Genomic DNA, 21,870 nt, shown 5'->3' with positions numbered 1-21,870 from the left:
CTTTTGCGGGCCAGCCGGGTGGTCCCGAACGATCGGGTCGCAAAGCTGGGGGCGTTCGAGCCCCGATGGTCCGAGCCGAATGAGGAGAATGTCGTGACTGTTTCGAACCCAGACCCGTCCGGCGTGCACCCAGGCGTGCTGCTGCGCGAGCTGCATCACAGGGTCACCAATGGTGTCGCCTTCGCCATCGACTTGGTCTCCGCCGCGGCCATCCGGGTCGAGGCGACGGAAGCCAAACGCGCGCTGAGCGATGTCGTCGAGCTGCTGCATGGCTACGCCGATGTGCATCGCGCGCTGGCCACGCCCGCGGGCGACACGCTGATCCACGCCGCCACCTTCATTCGCAAGCTCGGCGGCGGCATGCGGCGGGCGGTCCTGGATCGGATGGACATTCAATTGGCCTTCGCGACCCAATCCCTTGCGCTTCAGCCGGAGCGCTGCTGGCACCTGGGGCTGGTCGTCCATGAGCTCGTGATGCACGCGGCAAGGCACGCCTGTTTCGACGGGCGGGCCGGGCAGATCAAGGTCAAGCTGACACGCAACGGCGCGCTGGTGAACTGCGTGATCCTGGACAACGGCTCGCGTCCCGCGCGGGACGTTTCCGATCGCGAATTGCGAATTGCCAAGGATATCGCGCGGGGGCTCGGCGGCCGGATCGAGCAGGGTTTTGGCGCCGAGTTCACCTCGATCGTCTTGTCATTCCCGCTGACCCAGCGCGAGCGGGACGCAAACTGGACCATCGCAACGCGCCAGATCAGGGCTCCGCGCCGCGCCAAAGCCGCCGCTCCAAGTGACGCCGCGCTCGCTTCCCGCCAAGCCGCCGATGCGCTCGGCGGGCTGCTGTCGCCTTCCCGCCGCCCGGTCGCGCCATGACAATCCAGGCTCATCCAATTCGTACCGTTCGAGCGCCACATGCGGCGAGGTGCGTCGCAGCGGCCGTGCTTGTCAGCCTTGCTCTGACCGGTTGCAACGATCACTCGGCGCAGACGCCCAACCGCGCCGCATTGGTCCGGACCGCGATCGTGCAGCCGCGCGAGCGGCAGGCCACCATCACATTGACGGGCGAGGTTCAGGCTCGCTTCCGTGCCGATCTATCGTTCCGCGTTAGCGGACGTGTGGTTGCCCGCGCCGTGGACGTCGGTGCTCATGTCAACAAGGGCGACGTCCTCGCCCGGCTCGATCCCGCCGAGCAGGCGGCCGACGTGGATGCTGCGACCGCGGCAGTGGCCTCCGCCGAAGCTCAGCTGCGCGTGGCGAAGGCAACGTTCGAGCGGCAGAAAGCGCTGATCGCAAGCGGCTTCACCACCCGCACCGTTTACGATCAGGCCCAGGAGGGCTTGCGGACGGCGGAGGGCGTGCTGGAAGCGGCCCGGGCGCAGCTCGGCACCGCGCAGGATGCGCTGGGCTATACCGTCCTTCGCGCCGAAGCCGACGGCGTCGTGACCGCGCGAAATCTCGAGGTCGGCCAGGTCGTGCCGGCCGCGCAACCCCTGTTCTCGCTCGCCCAGGACGGGGAGCGAGATGCCGTCTTCGACGTCTATGAATCCGTCTTTCTCGGCCAGACCGACAGCCGCCGCGTCACGCTGGCGCTGGTCTCTGATCCCGGCGTGACAGCGACGGGAGAGGTGAGGGAGATTTCACCAGCGATCGATGCGAAGAGCTCCACGATCCGGGTCAAGGTGTCCATCGATAACCCGCCGGCAGCGATGACGCTTGGCAGCGCCGTTGCAGGGACGGTCAAGGCGAAGCCCCTGGACGAGATCGTCCTGCCCTGGAGCGCGCTGATGGCCGCGGGCAGGAAGCCCGCGGTCTGGACCGTCGATCCGAAAACGCAGACGGCGTTGCTGAAGCCGGTCACGGTCGGCGCTTATGAAGCCGGTCAGGTGCTGATCAAGGCGGGCCTCGAGCCCGGCGAGCGCGTCGTCGTCGACGGCGGCAAGCTGTTGAGTGTCGGCCAGTCGGTCGCTGAGGAGGGAGGCCGGTCATGAAGCGGCAGGTCATGATGATGGCTGGCACGCTCGCGGCGGCCTCGTTGCTAACAGGATGTCAGCAGGAGACGAGCGCACCCGAGCCGGTGCGGCCCGTGCTCTCCATGCTGGCTGAGCCGAGCAGCGGCAACAGCGCGGTTGCCGTCGGCGCCGTCGAGCCACGCTACAAGACCAACCTCGGATTTCGGGTGCTCGGACGCCTGACATCGCGTCCGGTCTATGTCGGCGACGTCGTTCGCGAGGGCCAAATCATCGGCACGATCGATCCCAACGCACTCGATCTCGCCGTTCGAGCGGCCAAAGCCCAGCTGGCGAAAGCCGGGGCACAGCTTGAGACGGCCAGGGCCACGGAAGAGCGGCAACGCACGCTCATCAGCAGTGATGCGACCACCAGGCAGACGCTTGATAATGCCGAGCAGGCCCGCGCCGGCGCCGAAGCCAGCGTCGCGCAGGAGCAGGCGAGCCTGACCAAGGCGATCGAACAGCTCGGCTATGCCCAGATCAAGGCCGATTTCGGTGGCGTCGTCACCGCGGTCGGCGCGGAAGTCGGCCAGGTAGTCTCGCCCGGTCAAACCGTGGTGACGATTGCGCGGCCCGACATTCGCGAGGCGGTCGTCGATATCGGCGAAGACCTTCCCGTGCCGCTCGAAGTCGGTCTTCCGTTCACCATCAGCCTGCAGCTTTTTCCCGCTGTTCAGGTCGTGGGCAGGATCCGCGAAATCGCGCCGCAAGCTGATCCGGTGACGCGGTTGCGACGTGTCCGTATCGCGCTCGACGACCCGCCTGAAAGCTTCCGTCTCGGCGCGACCGTCACGGTCACGCTCGGCAAGGACCAGGGCAAGAACCTGCGCCTGCCCCCATCAGCGGTACTCGCCAAGGACGGCGCCGATTTCGTCTGGGTGGTCGATCAATCCACCAGCACCGTCTCGCTGCAGAAGATCGATGGCGTCGCCGAACCGGCGGGCATCCGCGTCATCGGCGGACTTGCCGCGGGCACTCGAATCGTCACCGCCGGAATTCACAGCCTCAAGCCGGGACAGCACGTCCGCATCGAACAGGATCAAGAGCCATGAAGTCGTTCAACCTTTCGGACTGGGCGCTCGGCCATCGCTCGCTGGTCTGGTATTTCATGATCGCCTTCATGGCGGCAGGCCTGTTTGCCTATCTCCAGCTCGGGCGCCAGGAGGATCCTGACTTCACCATCAAGACCATGGTGATCCAGGCGCAGTGGCCGGGCGCCTCGCCCGAGGAGATGACGCGGCAGGTTACCGACCGGATCGAGAAGAAGCTGGAGGAGCTGGAATCGCTTGACTACACCAAGAGCGTGACGGTCGCGGGCCAGACTACCGTCTTCGTCTACTTGCGGGATTCGACCAAGGCGGCCGATGTGAAACCGACCTGGGTCCGCGTCCGCAACATGATCGCCGACATCAAGAGCGATTTCCCGCAAGGCGTGATCGGGCCCGGCTTCAACGACCGCTTCGGCGACGTCTTCGGCAACGTCTATGCCTTCACCAGCGATGACCTGAGCCAGCGCCAGCTCCGCGACCAGGTCGAGGATGTCAGGGCCAAGGTGCTCACCGTGCCCGATGTCGGCAAGGTCGACATTCTCGGCGCGCAGGACGAGGTGATCTACCTCGAATTCTCCACCCGCAAGATTGCGGCGCTCGGGCTCGACGTCCACGCCATCATGAATTCGCTGCAGGGACAGAACGCCGTGGCACCCTCCGGCGTGTTCCAGGAGGGGCCTGAGCGGATCAGCGTTCGCGTGAACGGCCAATTCACATCAGAAGCGAGCTTGAGGGCGGTCAATCTGCGCATCAACGATCGCTTCTTTCCGCTGACCGACGTTGCGACCATCACGCGCGGCTACGCCGATCCGCCCTCGACTCTGTTTCGATACAACGGTCAGCCCGCCATCGCCCTCGCGATCGGCATGAAATCCGGGGCCAATTTGCTCCAGTTCGGCGGAGCGCTGAAGGCGCAGATGACGAAGATCATCGCCGACCTGCCGATCGGCGTCGGGGTGCACCTCGTCGCCGACCAGCCGGTGGTGGTCGAACATGCCGTTTCGGGCTTCACCGAAGCACTGTTCGAGGCGGTGATCATCGTGCTCGGCATCAGCTTCGTGAGCCTGGGCGTGCGGGCGGGGCTCGTGGTCGCCATCGCCATTCCGCTCGTGCTTGCGATCACCTTCGTCGTGATGGCCTATTGCGGCATTTCGCTGCAGCGCATTTCGCTGGGGGCCCTGATCATCGCGCTTGGCCTGTTGGTGGATGATGCCATGATCGCCGTCGAGATGATGGTGGCACGGCTCGAGATCGGCGATCCCCTGGAGAAGGCGGCGACCCACGTCTATACCTCGACCGCGTTTCCCATGCTGACGGGAACGCTCGTCACGGTGGCTGGCTTCATCCCGATCGGGCTCAACAGCAGCAACGCCGGCGAGTTCACCTTCACTCTGTTCGTGGTAATTGCGGTCTCGTTGATCGTCTCGTGGATCGTCGCCGTCTTGTTTACCCCGCTGCTTGGCGTCACCATTTTGCCGGCGAAGATGAAGGGACATCACGAGCAGAAGGGCCGCGTCGCGCAGATGTTCGCGCGCCTGCTGCTGTTCTGCATGCATCACCGCTGGAGCACCATAGCGGTAACGGCCGGCGCCTTCCTGCTCGCCCTGTTCGGCTTGCAGTTCGTGCAGCAGCAGTTCTTTCCGTCCTCGGACCGTGCCGAACTCGTGATCGACTGGAACTTGCCGCAGAACGCCTCGATCGCCGAGACCAACGCGCAAATAGCGCGCTTCGAGCGCGAGCAGTTGCAGGGCAATGCTTCGGTCGAGCACTGGTCGACCCATGTCGGTACAGGCGCGCCGCGCTTTGTGCTGTCGTTCGACGTGCAGACACCGAACACCTGGTTCGGTCAGCAGGTGATCGTGACTAAGGGCGGCATCGCCGCGCGCGACAAGCTCAAGTCCCAGTTCGAGGACTATTTGAGGAAGACGTTCCCGGGCACCGACACCTATGTCAAGCTGCTCGAGGTCGGCCCGCCCGTAGGACGGCCGGTGCAATACCGCCTGAGTGGTCCCGATATCGCAGAGGTTCGCGATCTCTCACAGAAGCTTGCCGGCGTCATTCGCAGCAATCCTGACCTCGGCAACGTGGTGTTCGACTGGATGGAGCCCGCGCGCGTCGCCAAGGTCGACGTGCTCCAGGACAAGGCGCGCCAGCTCGGCGTCACCTCGGAAGACATCGCCACCACGCTGAATTCGGTGCTGCAGGGCTCGCCGATCACCCAGGTGCGTGACAGCATCTATCTCGTCAATGTCACGGGACGCGCAACCGCACCGGAGCGCGCCTCGATCGATACGCTGCGCGACCTGCAATTGACCGGGCTCGCCGGCCAATCGGTGCCGCTCGGAGCCGTCGCCAATCTGCGCTACGAGCTGGAGCAGCCCACGATCTGGCGCCGCGCGCGGATTCCGACCATTACTCTGAAAGCCGCGGTCGTCAGCAGCGTTCAGCCGAAGACGGTCGTCGACCAGCTCGCGCCGAAGGTGGCGGAGTTCACCAAGCAGCTGCCCGCGGGTTACTCGATCACGATCGGCGGCTCGGTGGAGGAGAGTGCCAAGAGCCAGGGCCCGATTATCGCAGTCGTGCCATTGATGCTGTTCGTCATGGCCACCGTGCTGATGGTGCAGCTGCAGAACTTCTCGCGCCTGTTCCTGGTGTTCGCGGTCGCGCCGCTCGCACTGATCGGCGTCGTCATGGCCATGCTGCCGAGCGGCGCGCCGCTGGGCTTCGTCGCCATTCTCGGCGTGCTCGCCCTCATCGGCATCCTGGTACGAAACTCCGTGATCCTGATCGTGCAGATCGAGGATCTGAAGAAGGAGGGTAGGCCGGCCTGGGATGCCGTGGTGGAAGCAACCGAGCACCGCATGCGCCCGATCCTGCTGACGGCTGCCGCGGCAAGTCTCGCGCTGATTCCAATCGCGCGCGAGATTTTCTGGGGCCCGATGGCCTACGCCATGATGGGCGGCATTATCGTCGGCACGCTGCTGACACTGCTCTTCCTGCCGGCGCTGTATGTGGCCTGGTTCCGGATCCATCCGGATCATGCGGATGAATCACCTTCACACGATCCCAGAGCGGCTGCGAACGACGTGCCGGCCGAAGAGAGGCCCGCTCATGGCGCCCCGGAGCCTGTGCTCGAGCCCCAAATCTAGAATGGAGACGACGATGCTCTCGAAGAAGCTATCAATCCTTGCTGTCGCTGTGGTCGCGGCAAGTTCGCTTGCCCCCTCTATTGCGTTTGCACAGTTTCCGCCGCCACCGATGGCGCCCGCCGCTCCTCCGCCGATGGCGCCAGCAGGGCCCCCACCACTCGCAGCTCTCGGTCCTGCCGCTACTGTCCCTGGTCCCGGCCCTCGCCTGGGTCCAGCAGCCGGGCCGCGTGTTGATCTCGCCGCGCGAGGTGCTGGCGCCGGGCCGGCTGTCGTCGGCGCCGCGCGGGCGACGGCGGTCAAAATTGGTGGTGCCGACTATCGCTACGGCGGCGAGCACGGCTACGGCTATGGAGCGCGCGCCGCGACTTATGTCGGCGCATACGCAGCCGGCGCCTACGCTGGGTACCCCTATGGGGGGACGCGCTCGAGCGACTACTCGAGTAGCGAATGCCGCTACGTTTACAGCCGCCATCGCAGGTATCTTGTCTGCGATTAGCCTGTGAGCACGGCGCATCTGAATAGAGCGGTCTCGCCGATGGCATTGTGAGTCTCAGCATCAACCAGATTGCGGAAGCAAATATGAACTGATGTTTGTCATGCTCCGAAGCTGCATGCTCGTCACCGCCATTGACCTGCCAGCCGACGGTGCTCGGCCGATAGCGATGTCAACCGGCGCCAGCGTCATTCAACCCAAGGCGACCAACTGGCATGCGGCTGGACAACATTCCCAACTTTGCTAACTGTGCAGCATTTGGATGAGAGCAAGAAATGTTGGACCTCTTGAAGAGGGGCACCGAAGAAAGCTTCGGCCTGATCGAGCGTGAACTGCGGTGCGGGCTGTGGAGCTGGAATCTGCGTACCAACGAAATGCACTGGTCGCGCGGGTATTATGATCTTCTGGGCATCGAGCCGGGAAGGGTAACGCCATCCTTTGCGGCCATCCTCCAGGTCACCCATCCCGACGATCGCAGCGCGCAGGCGGAGGCAGAGCGGGTCATCCAAAAGGCCTCGACCATCAGACGGAAATTCCGCGTCATTCGCCCCGGCGGCAACATCGCCTGGATCTACTGTCAGATCATCGTCTTCGTGGACTCGGAGGGGGCGGCAGAGAAGGCAATCGGCGTCTGCACGGATATCACGGCTCGCGAGGATCAGCTCAACCGGCTGCGGACTGCCGACGAGCGGTATCGTGCCCTCATCAAGGCCGCCGGAGCCGTGGTATGGATCGCCAAATCGGACGGTCGAATCCACGAACTCGTAAATTGCGATCATGGCAGCCAGCTCGTTGCGTCCGAATCTGGTTGGCTCCAGCTCGTCCATCCAGACGACCAGGAGAAGATGCTCAGAGTATGTGCGGCGGCAAGCCGGGAGAAACGCGGCTATGACGTGGTGCACCGCTTTCTCCAAGCCGACGGCACTTTCAGGTGGAAGCGTTCCACTGGTCAACCGCTGCTGGATGACGCTGGGAATATCAAGGAGTGGCTCGGCATCAGCGTTGATCTCGACCGCAATACGACGCGTTCAGGCGTGCACCGCGTCACCGGGGCGCAAATTAGGGCTGCGCGCGGCCTGCTGCGATGGTCGGTGTTGGATCTGGCGCAGGCTGCGGGCACCACGCGTGCGACCATCCGTCGCCTCGAGGAGCTGGACGGCGCTCCATCGCACAACGACCCGGCGCTTCCTTTGATCGAAGCGGCCCTTGCAAGAGCGGGTGTCGAATTCCTGTTTCCAGAAGCAGGCAAGCCTGCCGTGCGTCCCCGCTAAATTGGCGCCTGACCTGCACCGATCTTGCAAAATTGGTCGAGTTGTCGATCGCCAACGCGGCATCTCGCAAATCTGGCGTTGGGTTGCGCAGAATCGTGCATCGCCAATCCCGGATAGCCGCATAAGCCGAACCGCACGCGCCAATTTTGCCTAACAGAAGGTTAGCAGGGTCGGTATTATTGTTCTGCACGTTGGGCTCCGGCAAGGCGTGCGGGCATGATGACACAGATCATTCGGTACCTCGGAATCGACACGCGCACTCAGCTCCTTGCGGAGCAGCTGTGGAATTTGGTCGACGCGCCAAGTGGCCAAATCATCGCTGAGTTCTACAGGCGAACGCGGCAGTCGCATCCCGGCGTTCTTCTGGATGAGCACACCATCGGCCGGCTCATGATCAAGCAAAGGGAACACTGGCATTCGCTGTTCAACAGCTGCTCAGGGCGACCTGCCGAACTCCCATCCATTTTTTTTCAGTCAGACTTGAAAGGATTTAACAATGATCAGCCTACCCGCACGCGTTGATTCCGGCGAGCATCGCCAGGCTAGAATGCGTTTCATGGGAATCACATCTCGCAGCGGGGTGTTGTTGCGGGAATTCTGGGTGATCGCCGAACCTGCTGTGCCGCGGATTCTGGAGGGCTTTTACCGGCATGTCACGAGCGAACCTCAGCTTGCCGCACTGATTGGGAGCGATATTCCCAGATTGAAGACGGCCCAGGGCACGCACTGGGCGCGGCTGTTCAACGGTCGGTTCGACGACGAGTACTTGAAAGGGGTTCGTGCCATCGGCATGGTCCACAACAAGATCGGCCTTGAGCCGCGCTGGTACATTGGTGGATACAATTTTGTCCTGAACCAACTCGTCGCTCTAGCTGTTCGCCGCTACCGCTGGAGGCCAAGGCATCTCTGCGAACTCTTGAGCGCCGTGAATTGCGCCGTGATGCTCGACATGGAGATCGCCATCTCCGTCTACCAGGAGGCAATGCTTGCCGAGCGGGAAAAACGCCAGGAGACGATCCGCGCTGCCATTCGAAGCTTCGATGCCCGGATGAAGGCAGCCGTGGGTGCGATCGGCGACTCGGCTGGCAATCTTCAGAACGCTGCGAATACCCTCGCTGCGAGCGCGTCGCAGTCGACCCAGCAGTCCAATGCCGTAGCCGCCGCCTCGGAAGAAGCATCGACGAATGTGCAGGCCGTCGCCGCATCGACCGAGCAGCTCACCTCCTCAATTCAGGAGATCGGTCGCCAGGTATCTGAATCGACCAGGATCGTCCGGACCGCGGTGGAGCAATCGGCCCGCTCCGGCGACACGGTCCAGAGCCTTGCGAGAGCGGCCCAGCGAATTGGCGACGTGGTGGAGCTGATCAGCACCATCGCCGGACAAACCAATTTGCTCGCTCTCAATGCCACCATCGAAGCAGCGCGGGCCGGCGAGGCCGGACGCGGCTTCGCCGTCGTCGCTTCGGAGGTCAAAGCCCTGGCGGAGCAAACGGCAAAGGCCACCGGCGAGATCGGTGAGCAAATCCTCTCGATTCAGGGCGCAACGAAGGAGTCGGTGGGGACGATCCAGGACATCGGCCGCACAATCGGGTCGGTCAGCGAGATCGCGACAGTCATCGCGGCGGCGGTGGAAGAGCAGGGCGTGGCTACGGCGGAGATCGCGCGCAACGTCCAGCAGGCCGCCCAGGGCACGCAGGAAGTATCAAGCAACATCGCCGGCGTGAGCGAGGCGGCCGCTGAAACGCGGCAGACGGCGGGAAGCCTCCTGAGCGCGTCCGAAGAGTTATCGGTCCAGGCTGCGGCTCTTCGCTCGGAGGTGGAGACGTTCTTTGCCGAAATTCGGGCAGCCTAGCGTAATATTCCAGAGTTCGGCGACAAAATGAGTACAGTAACGAACGATTTCGAGATCGCCGGGCGCGTGTCCAAGCGCGAGGTGAACTGGGAGCAGCTGCTTCACACCGCCATCGAAAGCAGCTCTCATGGCCTGTGCGTCTTCGACGGCCGGTCCAGGCTGGTGATAGGCAATGAACAGCACCGCAGCCTCTATTCGCTGGCGTCTTCGGAGGTGTCGCCGGGTCTCTTGGCGGAGGACCTTCTGAAAAGCCGGTATGCCCGTATCATAGGGGCGAAGGTGAATGCCCAATTGGCCGAATACCTGGCGGCCATACGTCGGAGCGAAGCGTTCCGCACCACATATGAATTGCGGGACGGGTCGTTCGTCGAGCTCGACATGCATCCGATGCCCGACGGGGGGTTCGTCGAACGGCATCGGGATGTCACGGAACTTCGCCTCGCAGAGGTCCGGGCTGAAGAAGCGAGGCAGGAGCTGATCGAGAAGCAGTATGCGATCGACCAGGCCGTCATTGTCGCGATCACGGATGTTAGGGGCACGATCACGTACGCCAATGACCGGTTTTGCGACATCAGCGGGTACGCTCGGGAGGAACTGGTTGGAAGCAATCACCGCCTTCTGAAATCGGGGGTGCATTCACCGCAAATTTTTCGTCAGATGTACCGTTGCCTCGCCCGAGGAGGTGTTTGGCGAGGCGAGCTTTGCAACAGAGCAAAAAGCGGAGAGCTTTACTGGGTCGACACCGTGATCACACCCCAGCTTGGACCGGACGGCAAACCGGTCGCCTACATGGCCATCCGGATCGATATTACTGCGCGAAAGAAGGCGGAGGCGCAGCTCTGTCATGCAGCCCGCCACGATGCGCTGACTGGTCTTCTAAACCGTGCAGCGCTCCTGGACGATCTTTCGGAACGACTTTCCCAAACGCAGGCAAGACGGCAAAAGCTGATCATTTATCTTCTCGATCTCGATGGTTTCAAGCATGTGAATGACACGCTCGGTCATGCCGCCGGTGATGCCTTGCTCAAGCAGCTGAGTGAACGTCTGGTCTCAGTCGTTCCGAAGGCGGCCCTGATTACACGCCTGGGCGGCGACGAATTTGCGATCGTGCAGCTCAGCTCGGGGAACGAGCGTAAAGAGATCCAAGCGCTCGCGATCGATCTCCTGCAAGTGATCGCCGTACCTTTCTCGATAGAGTCGCAAGAGGCCTCCGTCGGCGTCAGCATCGGAATATCGATTTCGCCCTTGCATGGTCTTACGGCTCCAGAGCTGCTCTACAGGGCCGATTTGGCTCTCTATTGCGTCAAATCGGAGGGGCGGGGCGGATTTCAAGTCTTTGAAGATAAAATGCGCAGCCGCGCGCAAGCCCGCGACCGGCTCGTCAATGAGCTACGTGCGTCAGTTGCGCGCGGTGAGTTCGAGCTCCACTATCAGCCCATCTGCGAGGCAGGGACCCTGCGGCCGCGTGGCGCGGAAGCGTTGGTGCGATGGCGCCATCCCTCTCGAGGCTTGCTTTATCCAGATGAGTTCATCGCGGTTGCGGAAGAAACCGGGCTGATGGAAGCATTGGGGCGATGGACCCTGGAAAGGGCGTGCACAGACGCCGTGACGTGGCCCGGAGAAATCAAAGTAGCAGTCAATTTGTCTCCGGCTCAGTTCCGAGGAGGGTTTCTTTTCGACTCGATCATCGGTGTGCTGATGAAAACCGGGCTACCGCCGCATCGGCTTGAGCTGGAAGTGACGGAGTCGATGTTGCTGCAAAACAGGGAGGAGAATCTGCTCTTGTTTCGCCAACTGAAGGATATCGGAATAACCTTCGCGCTGGATGACTTCGGCGTCGGCTATGCCTCGCTGGGTTCCGTCGTGTCATTTCCATTCGACAAGCTGAAGATCGATCGTTCGTTTACGAGCGAGCTGCCGAGCAAGCCTGCGAGCAGGGCGGTCGTCGCGTCCATCATGACATTGGCGCGCGGGCTCAAGGTACAGGTGACGGCAGAAGGTGTCGAGACGGTGGAGCAGCTCCAGTACTTGCGCAGCCAGGGAGTGGAGTTCGTTCAGGGTTATCTGTTGGGCAGGCCTGTCCCGTGTTCAGAGCTGGTCCTTACAGGAATGCCGTACGCTGATGGATTGTTGGACGCGAGCTAATGTTGCGACAGAGCCCTGCGAGTGCGCAGCACAAATGGGGCTCACTGCCCCGATCTGTCGCGCGCTGTCGCAAAGCCGCAGCTCAAGCCGAATGTACCCGCCATTGACCCGTAAAGTCAGAATAGGCCCCTCAGATCAGGCATTGTAACGACGAGGATCGTGCGACGAATGCCCATTTCCAGCCCGATAAGCCCGGCGGAGCGACCGGTGAGTCATTGATTGTGCTCCACCCGGGGCCTGAACTCTTAATCAGCGGGTCCCAGGTTCGAGCCCTGGTGCGCCCACCACCATTGAGGAAATAGGCCCGCGGGGCTTTTTTAAATTCTTCGATAGAACAAAGCGCCTCTGGTGCGGCGTTTTCTAACCAGGGTGAACGCGGCCGGATTGCGATTCGGCTTTTCCCTTGTTTACTCTTCACCCATTCGATACAGCGCACGGATCCGATGGGGACAAGTTGATTACGTGCTTGTCGTAGAATAGGATATTGGGGCGGGCAAAACGGACTATCTGTTCTGTCCGTCGCAAGTCAGCCGCGCTTTCGCTGAGAGGGTGGCTTAAACTCCACGACCTCGTGCTTTTCGCACGGATCAGCTGGCTCATTTTTCTTCACGATTAGCTCAAGCTCGAGAGCCTCGAAGGCGAGCTCATCCGCCAAGCGCTTAAACAGTTCGCGCTTTTCTATGTCCGTCGCCTGCTGACTCATCAGCCTAAACTCTCTGGCGTCAGCGCGGACCTTTTCCAAACGTCGTTGGAGGTCCTTCATGTGTGCCGGCTTAGCTTTTAAACTTATCCTCGCCCGAGCAATCAGTTTGCTTGTTCGGATCCACTGGGAGTCAACTGCCGAAACTCGATACTGGCTCTGTGCAGACCGCCAAATTCGCCGCTCATCGTGCTGCGATATTTGGCCGTGCTCCATGTCCCGCCCCCTGTTCAGGGATTGCGGGTGAGGACGGCCGTCCCGACGGATGAGCCATCCCTGTTCCGGCTCTCGCCGCATGATGCATAGACCTAGCATACTTGAAGGGGCATGAATGTTCGAAAGCGCACAGACGCGAGTATTGCGCGGGACTAGGCTGCGAGCAATCCTGGACGCCCGCGAAGCGCTCAGGACCCATGGCATCGAGAGATGCCAAATTTGCCGGCTGCGCTGAAGCGGCTCTGTCCGCGAACGCGGTGTTGCCGGCTGCGTGCCGGGTATGAGGCAGGAGTAAGCCCGGCAGATTTTAGACCAACGATGGTCGTTCTCGTGCGTACTTTCCTTCTCATTGTGGGAATATGGCTACTGGTGAACGTTCTGTTCGTTGTCGTCGTCCTGCCCTCGCGCAGACCGGGACCGACTCAGCGCGCAGGAATTCCATCTCCGGTGACGATCGACACGACCGCCGGTCGCCTGCACGATCATGACCCACCACTCCTGCGGCGCGGGATGACGCCGATCGCAATCAGAGTTCTTTTTGTCCTCCTCCTTCCATTCCTTCGAGCGTGCAATGCGGTTGGGCGACACTTCAGAGGTCACCATGATTAGACGCGGGCCGTCGCGCGCTTGAAATTCTCGTCGATGTCTTCATTGCGCCGCTCCCCAGCGATTCAGCTAGACCATCACGCAGACCGCAAGTGCCCTCCTATCGCCATGCCTCCAAGCATGCTTATGACGCGCGTTTTAACGATGATGTGAAAAGCTCGGAGCCCCAGAGGTGACAGCCGGCGCTAGCATTCCCATCCAATGCCGCAATCGGCGCTCAATTTGTGTGCCGTTTTTGCTCTGAAGCCTGATCGATCAGGAAATCGTCCAAATTTCGGCCGCTTCGAAGCTGCGGCCGCAGCCATCGCGGCTGCCTGCCGCGACCCGACCATGTCTCCGCTGGGTTCTTCGGATTGCGATATTTGGGACGGACGGGCGGATATGGACGGCGGCGCTTATGATTGAGCCGTGTGAGCTCGTTGGCCAGTCCAATCCTGCGGAGCCTTTCCTCCAGATGTGCTTTTTGCGCCAATATTTTCTGCGTGAGTTTGGCGGCGATGTCTTGATGAAGTATCCAGAGCTCGTCAACCGAGAGCGAACTGAAATGCGCGGTGTTCATGACTCCATCCGAATCTTGGGCATAAGGCCCAGGCAGACAAGTCGGAAATCCGGGAGCAGACAAGCCGTCAGTTAGATAATGATCGGTGCAATCCACATTTAAATGCGAGAGGTGGCAGGGAGAAAGGCGCGATAATGGTAATATCGTGGCGGAGTCTTTAATTCGCTGCGAGGGGTTATCGACGTATTGTGACCTCCAGGTATCTTGCGTTGACGGCATCCCTGGGGTGCTGGACCGTTATCAATTAGGTGCCCAAGAATACAATTAATTCATCGCGTTGTCCGCCGCCGAGTTGGTTCAAGCGTTGTGGAGCAACCGGCCTAGCCGGTCGGCGACATGTCTCAGCAACGTCGTCGCCGAGGCTCGCTACTGCGGGGATGAGGCGCCCAATCCTCTTTCAAGGTCGTGGCAGATGCGAGGAACGTGGGCAATCCGTTCATCGAATAGCGCGAGTGAGCCAACGCGGGTCGAGCTTCGGACCCGGCCGGTCTCTAAACAGCTCTTGCTCTGTTGCTCGCTTTGATACGCCGTCTTCTGCCGATTGTTTTTGCTTCTACATGTCGGAGCTTACTTCGAAGCTTCTCCACCTCTCTAAGCTCCTCCAGAAGCGCCTGGTGCCGTTCGCTCAGAACGGCACTCGAACAAATCCGACGCGTACTCGACATCACATGCCTCAGAAAATGACTTGAAGTAAGAAGTCGACGAAAAGAAAGACAAAGAACGTTCGACCGAAGCTCAATGAGCTACAGCCGCAGCCGCCAAATGCTCCCAGTACTCTGCCTCTGCAAGCAGTTTCCAGCTTCTCTCAGGTTGCAGTGCGGCGGCCTGTCGACAAAGCAACGCCATTGCGCGAAAGCGGCGGGCAGCTTCCATTCCAACCTCCCATGTTTTCTTTTTCCCAACATATTTTTCAACTTTGCGATGGAGTCATCATGATTATATACAATAATCAAATATGTCATTTAATGACGGTCGATTTGATCGATTTTGCGAGCCAACCGGGAATTGGTTTCGGTTTCAGCTTCACATGGATTTCGAATGCGGCTTGCCGGGGCCCTGTTGCGCGTTAAAGCGAACGAGAAAGGTGCGCGCGGGACAGCAACAGGAGACGCGAAGCTTCCTGCAGGGCATCGCAACGTCAGAAATCGCAAAGGATCATGTCGGGGCAGAGCAAGGCGCACGGCGGCTACGGCGACCCGCTGACACGCTGATGCAGCGCCATAGCTCATCCAGTTCGCGAACTTCAGAATAATAAAGATTATACCGCCGGTGACCCCGTGATAATCCGGTGAATCTTTATCGACTCTCGGCCGGCTGCCCCGTCCATAATCTGCCGCGGTCTGCCAACACCTTCATATTGCGTTGGTTTTGCTATTTTCTGGATTTCGTTGCCTGTTTTTTGGCGCGTTAATTATACCCAAGCCGTTAATTCATTAAATGTTGACGATAATAAATATTTAATGAATAGTTTGTCGCTGGCGGGGCCGGACATAAATCCGCAGCCGCTGCAAGTTGCCGAGGTGCTGCAAATTCATCTTGAACGAAGGGATTCTTCCTATGTTGCAACATTTCATCGAGACCAAGGAAGCGTTGAAGCGTCTGCGGACGGACCAGAACGGCGTGGTGTCATTCGAGTACATCATCGTCGCGGTTTGCATCGTTGGCGCAGTGGGTGCTGTGTTCGGTGGTGGAGCCGGTGGGCAGATCGGGGCCGCGCTGACGACCGGGATCACCGCTATCACCACCGCTTTCGCTACTGCGATCGCTGGCTGATACGGCCATCGGGCGCCAGAGGGGGGCAATTCCAATGCGCCCCCCTTTGCTCGTACTCCCCCTTAGCTCGCGCGCGTTCCGCTTTTCTGAGGCGTGCATTCATGAGTTGGATTGCTCCCACAGCCTCGATTCTTGAAATCGTATTGTTGCTTCACGTTGCAACGATCGATGTTGCGACGCGCTTGATCCGAAACGAAATGTGTCTGGCGCTGGCGGCTCTAGGGATCGCCAGTCAATTGCCCAACCCAATGCAAGTCGCCGAGTCGCTGATATCGGCCGCGATCCTCTTTCTGCTGATGTTCGTCCTGTACGCGCGCGGAGGAATTGGCGGCGGCGATGTCAAATTGCTGACTGCGCTGGCGATCGGCTTTCCGCCGACCGGCCAGATTCAGCTCGTGACCATAACTGCGCTGGCCGGCGGCGTTCTCGCCCTGGTGCATCTGATGATGCGCCACCTGCCTCATCCCAAACTGGCACCCGCCAAATCGTCACTCCCACGCCGGGTTTACGCGATCGAACGTTGGCGCCATTTGCGACACGCCCCGCTGCCCTACGGAGTTGCAATCGCGTGCGGGGGTATCTGGACGATTTTGAGCAAAGGATTGTGAGATGTCATCCGCGTTGCGTCTGTCGATCATCATGGTGCTTCTGCTCGCAACCACGGCGTTCGGGCTTATCGCCTATAACATGAACCTGCCGAAGGCGCCCGCTCCGGCTCCGGCGCAAGTCACCGAGACGGCACCCGCACCGGCGACGACCGTCGGATACTTTGTCGCGGCGCGGCCCTTGCCGAAGGGGACTTTGGCCCGCGAAGAAGATTTCACCGTGCGATCGGTGCCACCGGAGCGCATTCCCCAGGGCGCGATCCTTGAAACGCCCGAGTCGAAGGCCGGACTTCCCGGTTCTCTGATCCGCAGGTTCGTTGAAGCGGGCAGTCCCGTGACGCTGCAGGACATTCTGCGTCCGCGGGATCGAGGCTTCCTGGCCAGCGTCCTTGCACCGGACAGCCGTGCCATCAGCATCAAGGTTGACGAGGAGGCGGGTGTCTCCGGCCTGATCAGGCCGGGTGATCACGTGGACGTCGTATTGACCCAGGTATTCGAGAAGGTCGACACCGCACGTCGAGCCCTGAGCGAGACCGTTCTGCGCAACGTTCGGGTCATCGCGGTCGACCAGGAGATCGCGCAGGGTGCACGACCAATTGGCGGAATGGCAGGCAAGCAAACGCAAACCGTGTCCCTGGAGCTTGCGCAGGAGCAGGTCAAGAAAGTCACCGTGGCAAAGCAGCTCGGAACGCTGTCTCTGGCCGTGCGTGCTGCAGTCGATCAATGGGACAAGGCCGACACCGGCGCGATGTCGAGCTGTGATGTGTCCCCGGAGCTTGCTCGCCAGTACGCGATCGCACGCCAGAGAACGGCAGTCGTCATTCATTCGGGCGGCGAGGCCAAGCAATACACGGTCAGAAAGCAAGACGAGGACGCTCTCGTCAGTTGCGAGGGGGCCTCGGAAGTTGTGCACCAGACCGCAACGGCCGAAGGTTATGTCAACAGAGTTTCGGAGAAACGTTGATGAACATCGCCATAGCTCCTCCGCCCGAAGAATCGACATCGATCGTCACGCGTAACCGCATCGTCTGTTTCGTAAATGACGAGATCAGCGCCGCGGCTTTGCGCAAGGGCCTCGAAGGCGCCAACCTCTCGATCAGGCGCGGTACGATCCGCAATGCGATACGGATGCTGGAATCCGACACAGACCTGTTCGCGCTGGTAACAGACATCAGCGGCATCGATGATCCCTTCACCGAGCTGGAAAGGCTGGCCGGCGTTTGTCCGCCCGATGTCCGCGTAGCCGTGATCGGCGAGAACAGGGAGATCACTTTCTACCGTGAGCTTCTGGAACTCGGGCTGGCCGAGTATCTGCCGCGGCCGCTCACGCGAGATCTGGTGCTGGACCAGTTGCGCCCCAAGCTGCTCGGCGACGTTGCCACCAACCAAATCGACCGTGGCGGTCACGTGGTTTCGATCTGCGGGGCGCAGGGCGGCGCCGGCGCCACGAGCATCGCGATCAATCTGGCACTACAACTTGCCGAGACCACCAAGGCCAAGGTGGCGCTGCTTGATCTTCATTTGCAAGGCGGCGAGGCCGCCGTGATGTTGGGTGTCCGTCCCGGGCCGGGGCTGCGCATCGCTCTGGAAAATCCGATGCGGGCGGACACCCTCTTTCTCGAGCGAGCGGCAATCGAAGTCAACGAGCGGGTCTGTCTGGTCTCGGCCGACGAGGACCTCGATGCGCAGCTCGAAATCACGGAAGCCGGCATACGACACGTGCTGGGTCTGCTCCGTCAACGGTTCAACTACATCGTCGTCGATGTACCCGTCCCGTTTCCGCCATCGATCTATCCCGTGATTGCGCTTTCCCGTCACGTATTGGTGCTGCTCGAATCCGAGGTGACCGGACTTCGCAATGCCCATGCGCTGCGCACCGCCGTGATCAACATCGCGGGCAAAGACCGGGTCTTTACCTTACTCAACCGGGCCGGTCGTCCCGGGGGGCTTCCGAGGGCGGCGGTTGTCAAGGCGCTGGGTGCAGAGCCCGACATCGTCGTTCCCGATCTCGGCAAGGGCATGACGGAGGCGCTCAATCTGGGAATTCCAGCCCTGAAGCACGTCAGAAAATTGCGGCGTCACCTGGCACCGATTGTACGGGAGATCAGCGGTGTCGGCGCCGAACGGAAGAGCTGGTGGAGGAGGGTGCTCACGGCACATCTGCGATGAAAAAGTTCGGGAGGCGTGACGACGAAGCGCCAGCTTACATACCTTCATCGGCGACAAGCCTGCCTGCATCGGCGCCAGGTTTGCCACCGACCGCGACCAGCTTGGCTGCATCGACGCCAATGGGCGCGTCACTTGCGCCGAACGTGCTCGTAGCTGCGTCAAGGCGCGACGACCCGGTCCATCACCCTCTGATCCCGGCGTCGTTGCGTGAACGGGTCATCGAGCAGATCGAGCCAGCGGTGGCGGCAACCGTTTCGCGGGACGTTCTTCGGCGGCAGATCGAGGAGATCATCCATCAAATCGCCAACCAGGAACGGCTCGAGCTGTCGGGGCGCGAGCAGCTTCAGCTCGCGGACGAGATTGCCGACGACATGACGGGCTACGGACCGCTTCGTCCGCTGCTGCTCGATCAATCGATCAGCGATATCATGGTGAACGGTCCTAGCAACGTCTACGTCGAGCGAAGCGGCAGGCTGGAACGAATTGCGGTGCGATTCCGGGACAATGATCATATCGCCTCCGTTGCTCAGAAGATTGCCGCGCAGGTTGGCCGCCGCGTCGACGAATCCAGCCCGATGGTGGACTGTCGCCTGCTGGATGGCAGCCGCGTCAACATCATTCTCCCGCCGCTGGCGATCCATAGTCCGTGCATCTCAATCCGGAAATTTCCAAGCCTCCGTTTGGATATCGCCGGATTGATCGAAAATGGCTCAATGACCGCGGCCATCGGAAAGCTGCTGGAGATCGCCGCCCGGTCTCGGCTCAATGTTCTGGTCTCCGGCGGTACCGGATCCGGCAAAACGACACTCCTGAACGCGATGAGTCAATTCATCGATCACAGCGAACGCATTGTAACGATCGAGGACGCGGCGGAGTTGCAGCTTCAGCAGCCGCACGTGATCAGCCTGGAGACCCGGCCTCCCAGTCTGGAGGGCACAGGACAGGTGACGCAACGGGATCTGCTGGTGAACGCCCTGCGTATGCGCCCCGACCGGATCGTCGTTGGCGAGGTTCGCAGCGCGGAAGCGTTCGACATGCTCCAGGCGATGAACACCGGCCATGACGGTTCGATCTCCACAGTCCACGCGAATAGTACCCGGGACGCCCTAACCCGCATCGAAAATATGGTGCAGATGGGACAAGTCAATCTGCCGTCGCGGGCCATTCGAGCGCAGATCGTCGCTGCACTCGATCTCATCGTGCAGGTCGAACGCATGCGGGACGGGCAACGTCGTATCGTCCAGATCAGTGAGGTGATCGGCCTCGAAGGGGACGTGATCACCACCAATGACATCGCAGCCTTCGAATACAAGGAGGAGGACGAGCAGGGTCGCCTATCGGGCACCTACAGGTGCAACCTTGCAACTCCGAAATTCAAGAGCCGTCTCGTCTATTACGGACTCGATGGAGCATGGGCCGAGGCAATGAGGCAAATATGATGCCGGAGTCGGTAATCGCGTGTTTTCTGGCGCTCGCGATGTGCGCAGCAGCCCTTGCGTTGTGGCTAGACGCTCGGGAGCGACGCATCAATCGCCGGCTGGCGGTTGCTTTGCCAGCTTCCCATCCAGCCAACCTGCCATCCATTCGCCGGTTGGAGGCCGGGTCTCCGTCGCTGTTGCTCCATCGGTTGGCCAATTACAATCGCGAGATACCTTACACCTGGCATCCAGCCTATGTGTTGCTTGCGGGTGCCATCGCAGCAGCAGCGATCCTCTACACCAATCGCCTGCTGGGATTCTCCATTCTCTACCTGTCCGTCACGGCGGCAATTGCCGCCATAGTCGTGGTGCGCGGCCTCTTTGGATGGCAGCAGCGTCGCTTCGCCAGGCAACTTTTTCGACAGCTGCCTGATGCGATCCAGCTCGTGACCAGCACCGTTCGATCGGGTCTGCCTGTGCACGAAGCGTTTCGCGCCCTCGCGCGCGACATGCCGCAGCCAACGGCCGGGCAGTTTGCCATCGTGTGCAGCGAGGTGAATCTCGGAAGACCTCCCGAGGACGCCGTCCAAGGTGTCTATCGGCGAACGCAGGTGGCGGAATATGCGATGTTCGCGGTGACCCTTGCAGTTCAGTTGAAGTCGGGTGGTAGCCTTGCGGAGACCTTACAGAACCTGGGAGACACCGTGAGGCAACGCGTTGCACTGGCCGCGCGGGCCAAGGCGCTGGCGGGAGAAGTGATCTTTTCTTCGCGGGCGCTGACGATCTCGCCCTTGCTCGGGGGCGGGGCGCTGTACGCAGCCAATCCGCAAACGGTCGATCTGTTGTTCACTGATCCGGTTGGAAACAAGCTGCTGGCTTACGCGGTGGTCTCGGTGCTCATCGGGGCCTTGGTGATAAGTTGGATGGTCAGACGGGAAACGGCACTATGACGCTTGATATTGGTCTGGTGGCCCTCGCATTCGCAGCCGGTGCCGCGAGCTGCGTGTTGATCCTCCGCGAAATGCATATTCGTGCTTTGGACACGCGGGTGTCGAACGCCGTTATGGGCGTTGCCGGACGGTCGGCGCCCTTCCAAGACATGACGGGTTGGTTTTCGTCGCTCGGCATGCGGTACCGCCGCTTCTACGCGGAGGAAAATCTGGATCAGCTACGAGCGATTCTTCAATCAGCCGGTTTCAATCATCGTCGAGCCCTGCCGACCTGGATCGGCATCAAGGCAGTCAGCATGTTCTTGTGCCCGATCATCGCTGGAGGGGGCGCTCAGCTCCTGGGGAAGCCGTTGCTGGACGTGCTGGTCTTCACGCTGATCGGCATGGCGGTCGGAATCGTGGGACCGCGGTTGATCCTGGGGGCATTGAAGCGGCGGTTTGATGCTGCCATTCGGCTGGGCACGCCGGATATGATCGATTTGCTTGTTGTGTGCAGCGAGTCGGGAATGGGCCTGGAGAGCGGGCTGGCACGCGTTGCGCAGGAAATGGACGAGACCAATCCCTCCATAGCTGGGGTCTTGAGGAATCTTCTCGATGATCTCCGGGTACTGCCTAGCCGCAGCGAGGCGTTCGAGAAGCTGGGAGCTACGTCGGATGGGCTGCGCCGGTTCGGAATCATGGTCGCTCAAAGCCTGCAATACGGGACGCCGATCGGTCAGGCGCTGCGGAGTATCGCCGTCGATCTCCGCCGAGAACGTATTACCAAGCTTGAAGAACGAGCACACAAACTGGGCGCCAAGCTGACCATTCCCATGGTCCTGTTCCTGCTTCCAGCCATGTTCGTCATTCTGGGCGGAAGTCCCATTCTGCACCTCGTGCGCTCCTTCGCCAGCTTCGGTAAGTAGC

General features: G+C 61.0%; 17 protein-coding genes. 15 read left to right on the top strand and 2 right to left on the bottom strand.

Annotation, left to right across the window (positions count from 1 at the left end; genetic code table 11):
• Window positions 1-93 precede the first annotated feature (93 nt).
• From BM374_RS27115 to BM374_RS27075, 8 genes are all read left to right on the top strand, one after another.
• Window positions 94-873 (top strand): histidine kinase dimerization/phosphoacceptor domain -containing protein, encoded by a 780-nt coding sequence (locus BM374_RS27115; RefSeq protein WP_244552705.1) that lies wholly within the window; start codon window positions 94-96, stop codon window positions 871-873.
• 65 nt (window positions 874-938) lie between these two features.
• Window positions 939-1,988 carry an efflux RND transporter periplasmic adaptor subunit gene (locus BM374_RS27110; RefSeq protein WP_502689462.1) on the top strand — a complete coding sequence of 350 codons (1,050 nt, stop codon included), beginning with the start codon at window positions 939-941 and terminating at the stop codon, window positions 1,986-1,988.
• The gene (locus BM374_RS27105; protein ID WP_092299378.1) at window positions 1,985-3,061 is read left to right on the top strand and encodes an efflux RND transporter periplasmic adaptor subunit; all 1,077 of its coding nucleotides are present in this window, start codon (window positions 1,985-1,987) and stop codon (window positions 3,059-3,061) included. Before BM374_RS27110 ends, BM374_RS27105 begins: the two co-directional genes overlap by 4 nt.
• On the top strand, window positions 3,058-6,207 hold the full coding sequence (locus BM374_RS27100; protein ID WP_092299375.1) for an efflux RND transporter permease subunit: 3,150 nt from the start codon (window positions 3,058-3,060) through the stop codon (window positions 6,205-6,207). The genes BM374_RS27105 and BM374_RS27100 overlap by 4 nt, the downstream gene beginning before the upstream one ends.
• 768 nt (window positions 6,208-6,975) lie before the next feature.
• Complete coding sequence (locus BM374_RS27090; protein ID WP_092299372.1) at window positions 6,976-7,971, top strand: PAS domain-containing protein; 996 nt, start codon at window positions 6,976-6,978, stop codon at window positions 7,969-7,971.
• 216 nt (window positions 7,972-8,187) lie between these two features.
• Entirely contained in the window at window positions 8,188-8,493 is a 306-nt protein-coding gene (locus BM374_RS27085) for a globin family protein (RefSeq protein WP_092299369.1), read from the top strand.
• The gene (locus tag BM374_RS27080) at window positions 8,468-9,823 is read left to right on the top strand and encodes a globin-coupled sensor protein (protein WP_092299366.1); all 1,356 of its coding nucleotides are present in this window, start codon (window positions 8,468-8,470) and stop codon (window positions 9,821-9,823) included. Before BM374_RS27085 ends, BM374_RS27080 begins: the two co-directional genes overlap by 26 nt.
• A 27-nt stretch (window positions 9,824-9,850) precedes the next feature.
• Complete coding sequence (locus BM374_RS27075) at window positions 9,851-11,968, top strand: putative bifunctional diguanylate cyclase/phosphodiesterase (protein WP_092299363.1); 2,118 nt, start codon at window positions 9,851-9,853, stop codon at window positions 11,966-11,968.
• Window positions 11,969-12,494: 526 nt separating this feature from the next.
• Here BM374_RS27075 and BM374_RS27070 read toward each other — a convergent pair.
• Window positions 12,495-12,731, bottom strand: a complete 237-nt coding sequence (locus tag BM374_RS27070) for a hypothetical protein (protein ID WP_092299888.1) — start codon at window positions 12,729-12,731, stop codon at window positions 12,495-12,497.
• Window positions 12,732-13,707: 976 nt separating this feature from the next.
• Entirely contained in the window at window positions 13,708-14,049 is a 342-nt protein-coding gene (locus BM374_RS27060; RefSeq protein ID WP_092299357.1) for an H-NS histone family protein, read from the bottom strand.
• A gap of 1,557 nt (window positions 14,050-15,606) precedes the next feature.
• On the opposite strand from BM374_RS27060, the gene BM374_RS27055 reads away from it, so the two are divergent.
• From BM374_RS27055 to BM374_RS27025, 7 genes are all read left to right on the top strand, one after another.
• Window positions 15,607-15,822 (top strand): hypothetical protein, encoded by a 216-nt coding sequence (locus tag BM374_RS27055; protein WP_092299354.1) that lies wholly within the window; start codon window positions 15,607-15,609, stop codon window positions 15,820-15,822.
• A gap of 101 nt (window positions 15,823-15,923) precedes the next feature.
• Window positions 15,924-16,430, top strand: coding sequence for an A24 family peptidase (locus tag BM374_RS27050; RefSeq protein WP_092299351.1), 507 nt, complete (start codon window positions 15,924-15,926; stop codon window positions 16,428-16,430).
• 1 nt (window position 16,431) lies between these two features.
• Window positions 16,432-17,391: a Flp pilus assembly protein CpaB gene (gene cpaB, locus BM374_RS27045; protein ID WP_092299349.1), complete on the top strand. Its 960-nt coding sequence runs from the start codon at window positions 16,432-16,434 to the stop codon at window positions 17,389-17,391.
• On the top strand, window positions 17,391-18,596 hold the full coding sequence (locus BM374_RS27040) for a CpaE/TadZ family protein (protein WP_092299346.1): 1,206 nt from the start codon (window positions 17,391-17,393) through the stop codon (window positions 18,594-18,596). The genes cpaB and BM374_RS27040 overlap by 1 nt, the downstream gene beginning before the upstream one ends.
• Entirely contained in the window at window positions 18,593-20,035 is a 1,443-nt protein-coding gene (locus tag BM374_RS27035) for a TadA family conjugal transfer-associated ATPase (protein WP_092299343.1), read from the top strand. The genes BM374_RS27040 and BM374_RS27035 overlap by 4 nt, the downstream gene beginning before the upstream one ends.
• Window positions 20,032-20,964: a type II secretion system F family protein gene (locus tag BM374_RS27030; protein WP_177248553.1), complete on the top strand. Its 933-nt coding sequence runs from the start codon at window positions 20,032-20,034 to the stop codon at window positions 20,962-20,964. Before BM374_RS27035 ends, BM374_RS27030 begins: the two co-directional genes overlap by 4 nt.
• Window positions 20,961-21,869, top strand: coding sequence for a type II secretion system F family protein (locus BM374_RS27025; RefSeq protein WP_092299337.1), 909 nt, complete (start codon window positions 20,961-20,963; stop codon window positions 21,867-21,869). The genes BM374_RS27030 and BM374_RS27025 overlap by 4 nt, the downstream gene beginning before the upstream one ends.
• The last annotated feature ends 1 nt before the right edge of the window (window position 21,870 follow it).

This window comes from Bradyrhizobium sp. Ghvi (genome assembly GCF_900115265.1).
GTDB lineage: Bacteria > Pseudomonadota > Alphaproteobacteria > Rhizobiales > Xanthobacteraceae > Bradyrhizobium.
The sequence above is the reverse complement of the archived record's forward strand: the minus strand, read 5'-3'. Positions and strand labels throughout refer to the sequence as shown.

What these genes read in the sequence shown, in the direction of transcription:
- BM374_RS27090 (WP_092299372.1), top strand. Translation starts at nt 6,976, where the DNA reads ATGTTGGACCTCTTGAAGAGGGGCACCGAAGAAAGCTTCGGCCTGATC.
- BM374_RS27050 (WP_092299351.1), top strand. Translation starts at nt 15,924, where the DNA reads ATGAGTTGGATTGCTCCCACAGCCTCGATTCTTGAAATCGTATTGTTG.
- BM374_RS27060 (WP_092299357.1), bottom strand. Translation starts at nt 14,049, where the DNA reads ATGAACACCGCGCATTTCAGTTCGCTCTCGGTTGACGAGCTCTGGATA.
- BM374_RS27085 (WP_092299369.1), top strand. Translation starts at nt 8,188, where the DNA reads ATGATGACACAGATCATTCGGTACCTCGGAATCGACACGCGCACTCAG.
- BM374_RS27080 (WP_092299366.1), top strand. Translation starts at nt 8,468, where the DNA reads ATGATCAGCCTACCCGCACGCGTTGATTCCGGCGAGCATCGCCAGGCT.
- BM374_RS27025 (WP_092299337.1), top strand. Translation starts at nt 20,961, where the DNA reads ATGACGCTTGATATTGGTCTGGTGGCCCTCGCATTCGCAGCCGGTGCC.
- cpaB (WP_092299349.1), top strand. Translation starts at nt 16,432, where the DNA reads ATGTCATCCGCGTTGCGTCTGTCGATCATCATGGTGCTTCTGCTCGCA.
- BM374_RS27030 (WP_177248553.1), top strand. Translation starts at nt 20,032, where the DNA reads ATGATGCCGGAGTCGGTAATCGCGTGTTTTCTGGCGCTCGCGATGTGC.
- BM374_RS27075 (WP_092299363.1), top strand. Translation starts at nt 9,851, where the DNA reads ATGAGTACAGTAACGAACGATTTCGAGATCGCCGGGCGCGTGTCCAAG.
- BM374_RS27070 (WP_092299888.1), bottom strand. Translation starts at nt 12,731, where the DNA reads ATGAAGGACCTCCAACGACGTTTGGAAAAGGTCCGCGCTGACGCCAGA.
- BM374_RS27105 (WP_092299378.1), top strand. Translation starts at nt 1,985, where the DNA reads ATGAAGCGGCAGGTCATGATGATGGCTGGCACGCTCGCGGCGGCCTCG.
- BM374_RS27040 (WP_092299346.1), top strand. Translation starts at nt 17,391, where the DNA reads ATGAACATCGCCATAGCTCCTCCGCCCGAAGAATCGACATCGATCGTC.
- BM374_RS27100 (WP_092299375.1), top strand. Translation starts at nt 3,058, where the DNA reads ATGAAGTCGTTCAACCTTTCGGACTGGGCGCTCGGCCATCGCTCGCTG.
- BM374_RS27035 (WP_092299343.1), top strand. Translation starts at nt 18,593, where the DNA reads ATGAAAAAGTTCGGGAGGCGTGACGACGAAGCGCCAGCTTACATACCT.
- BM374_RS27055 (WP_092299354.1), top strand. Translation starts at nt 15,607, where the DNA reads ATGTTGCAACATTTCATCGAGACCAAGGAAGCGTTGAAGCGTCTGCGG.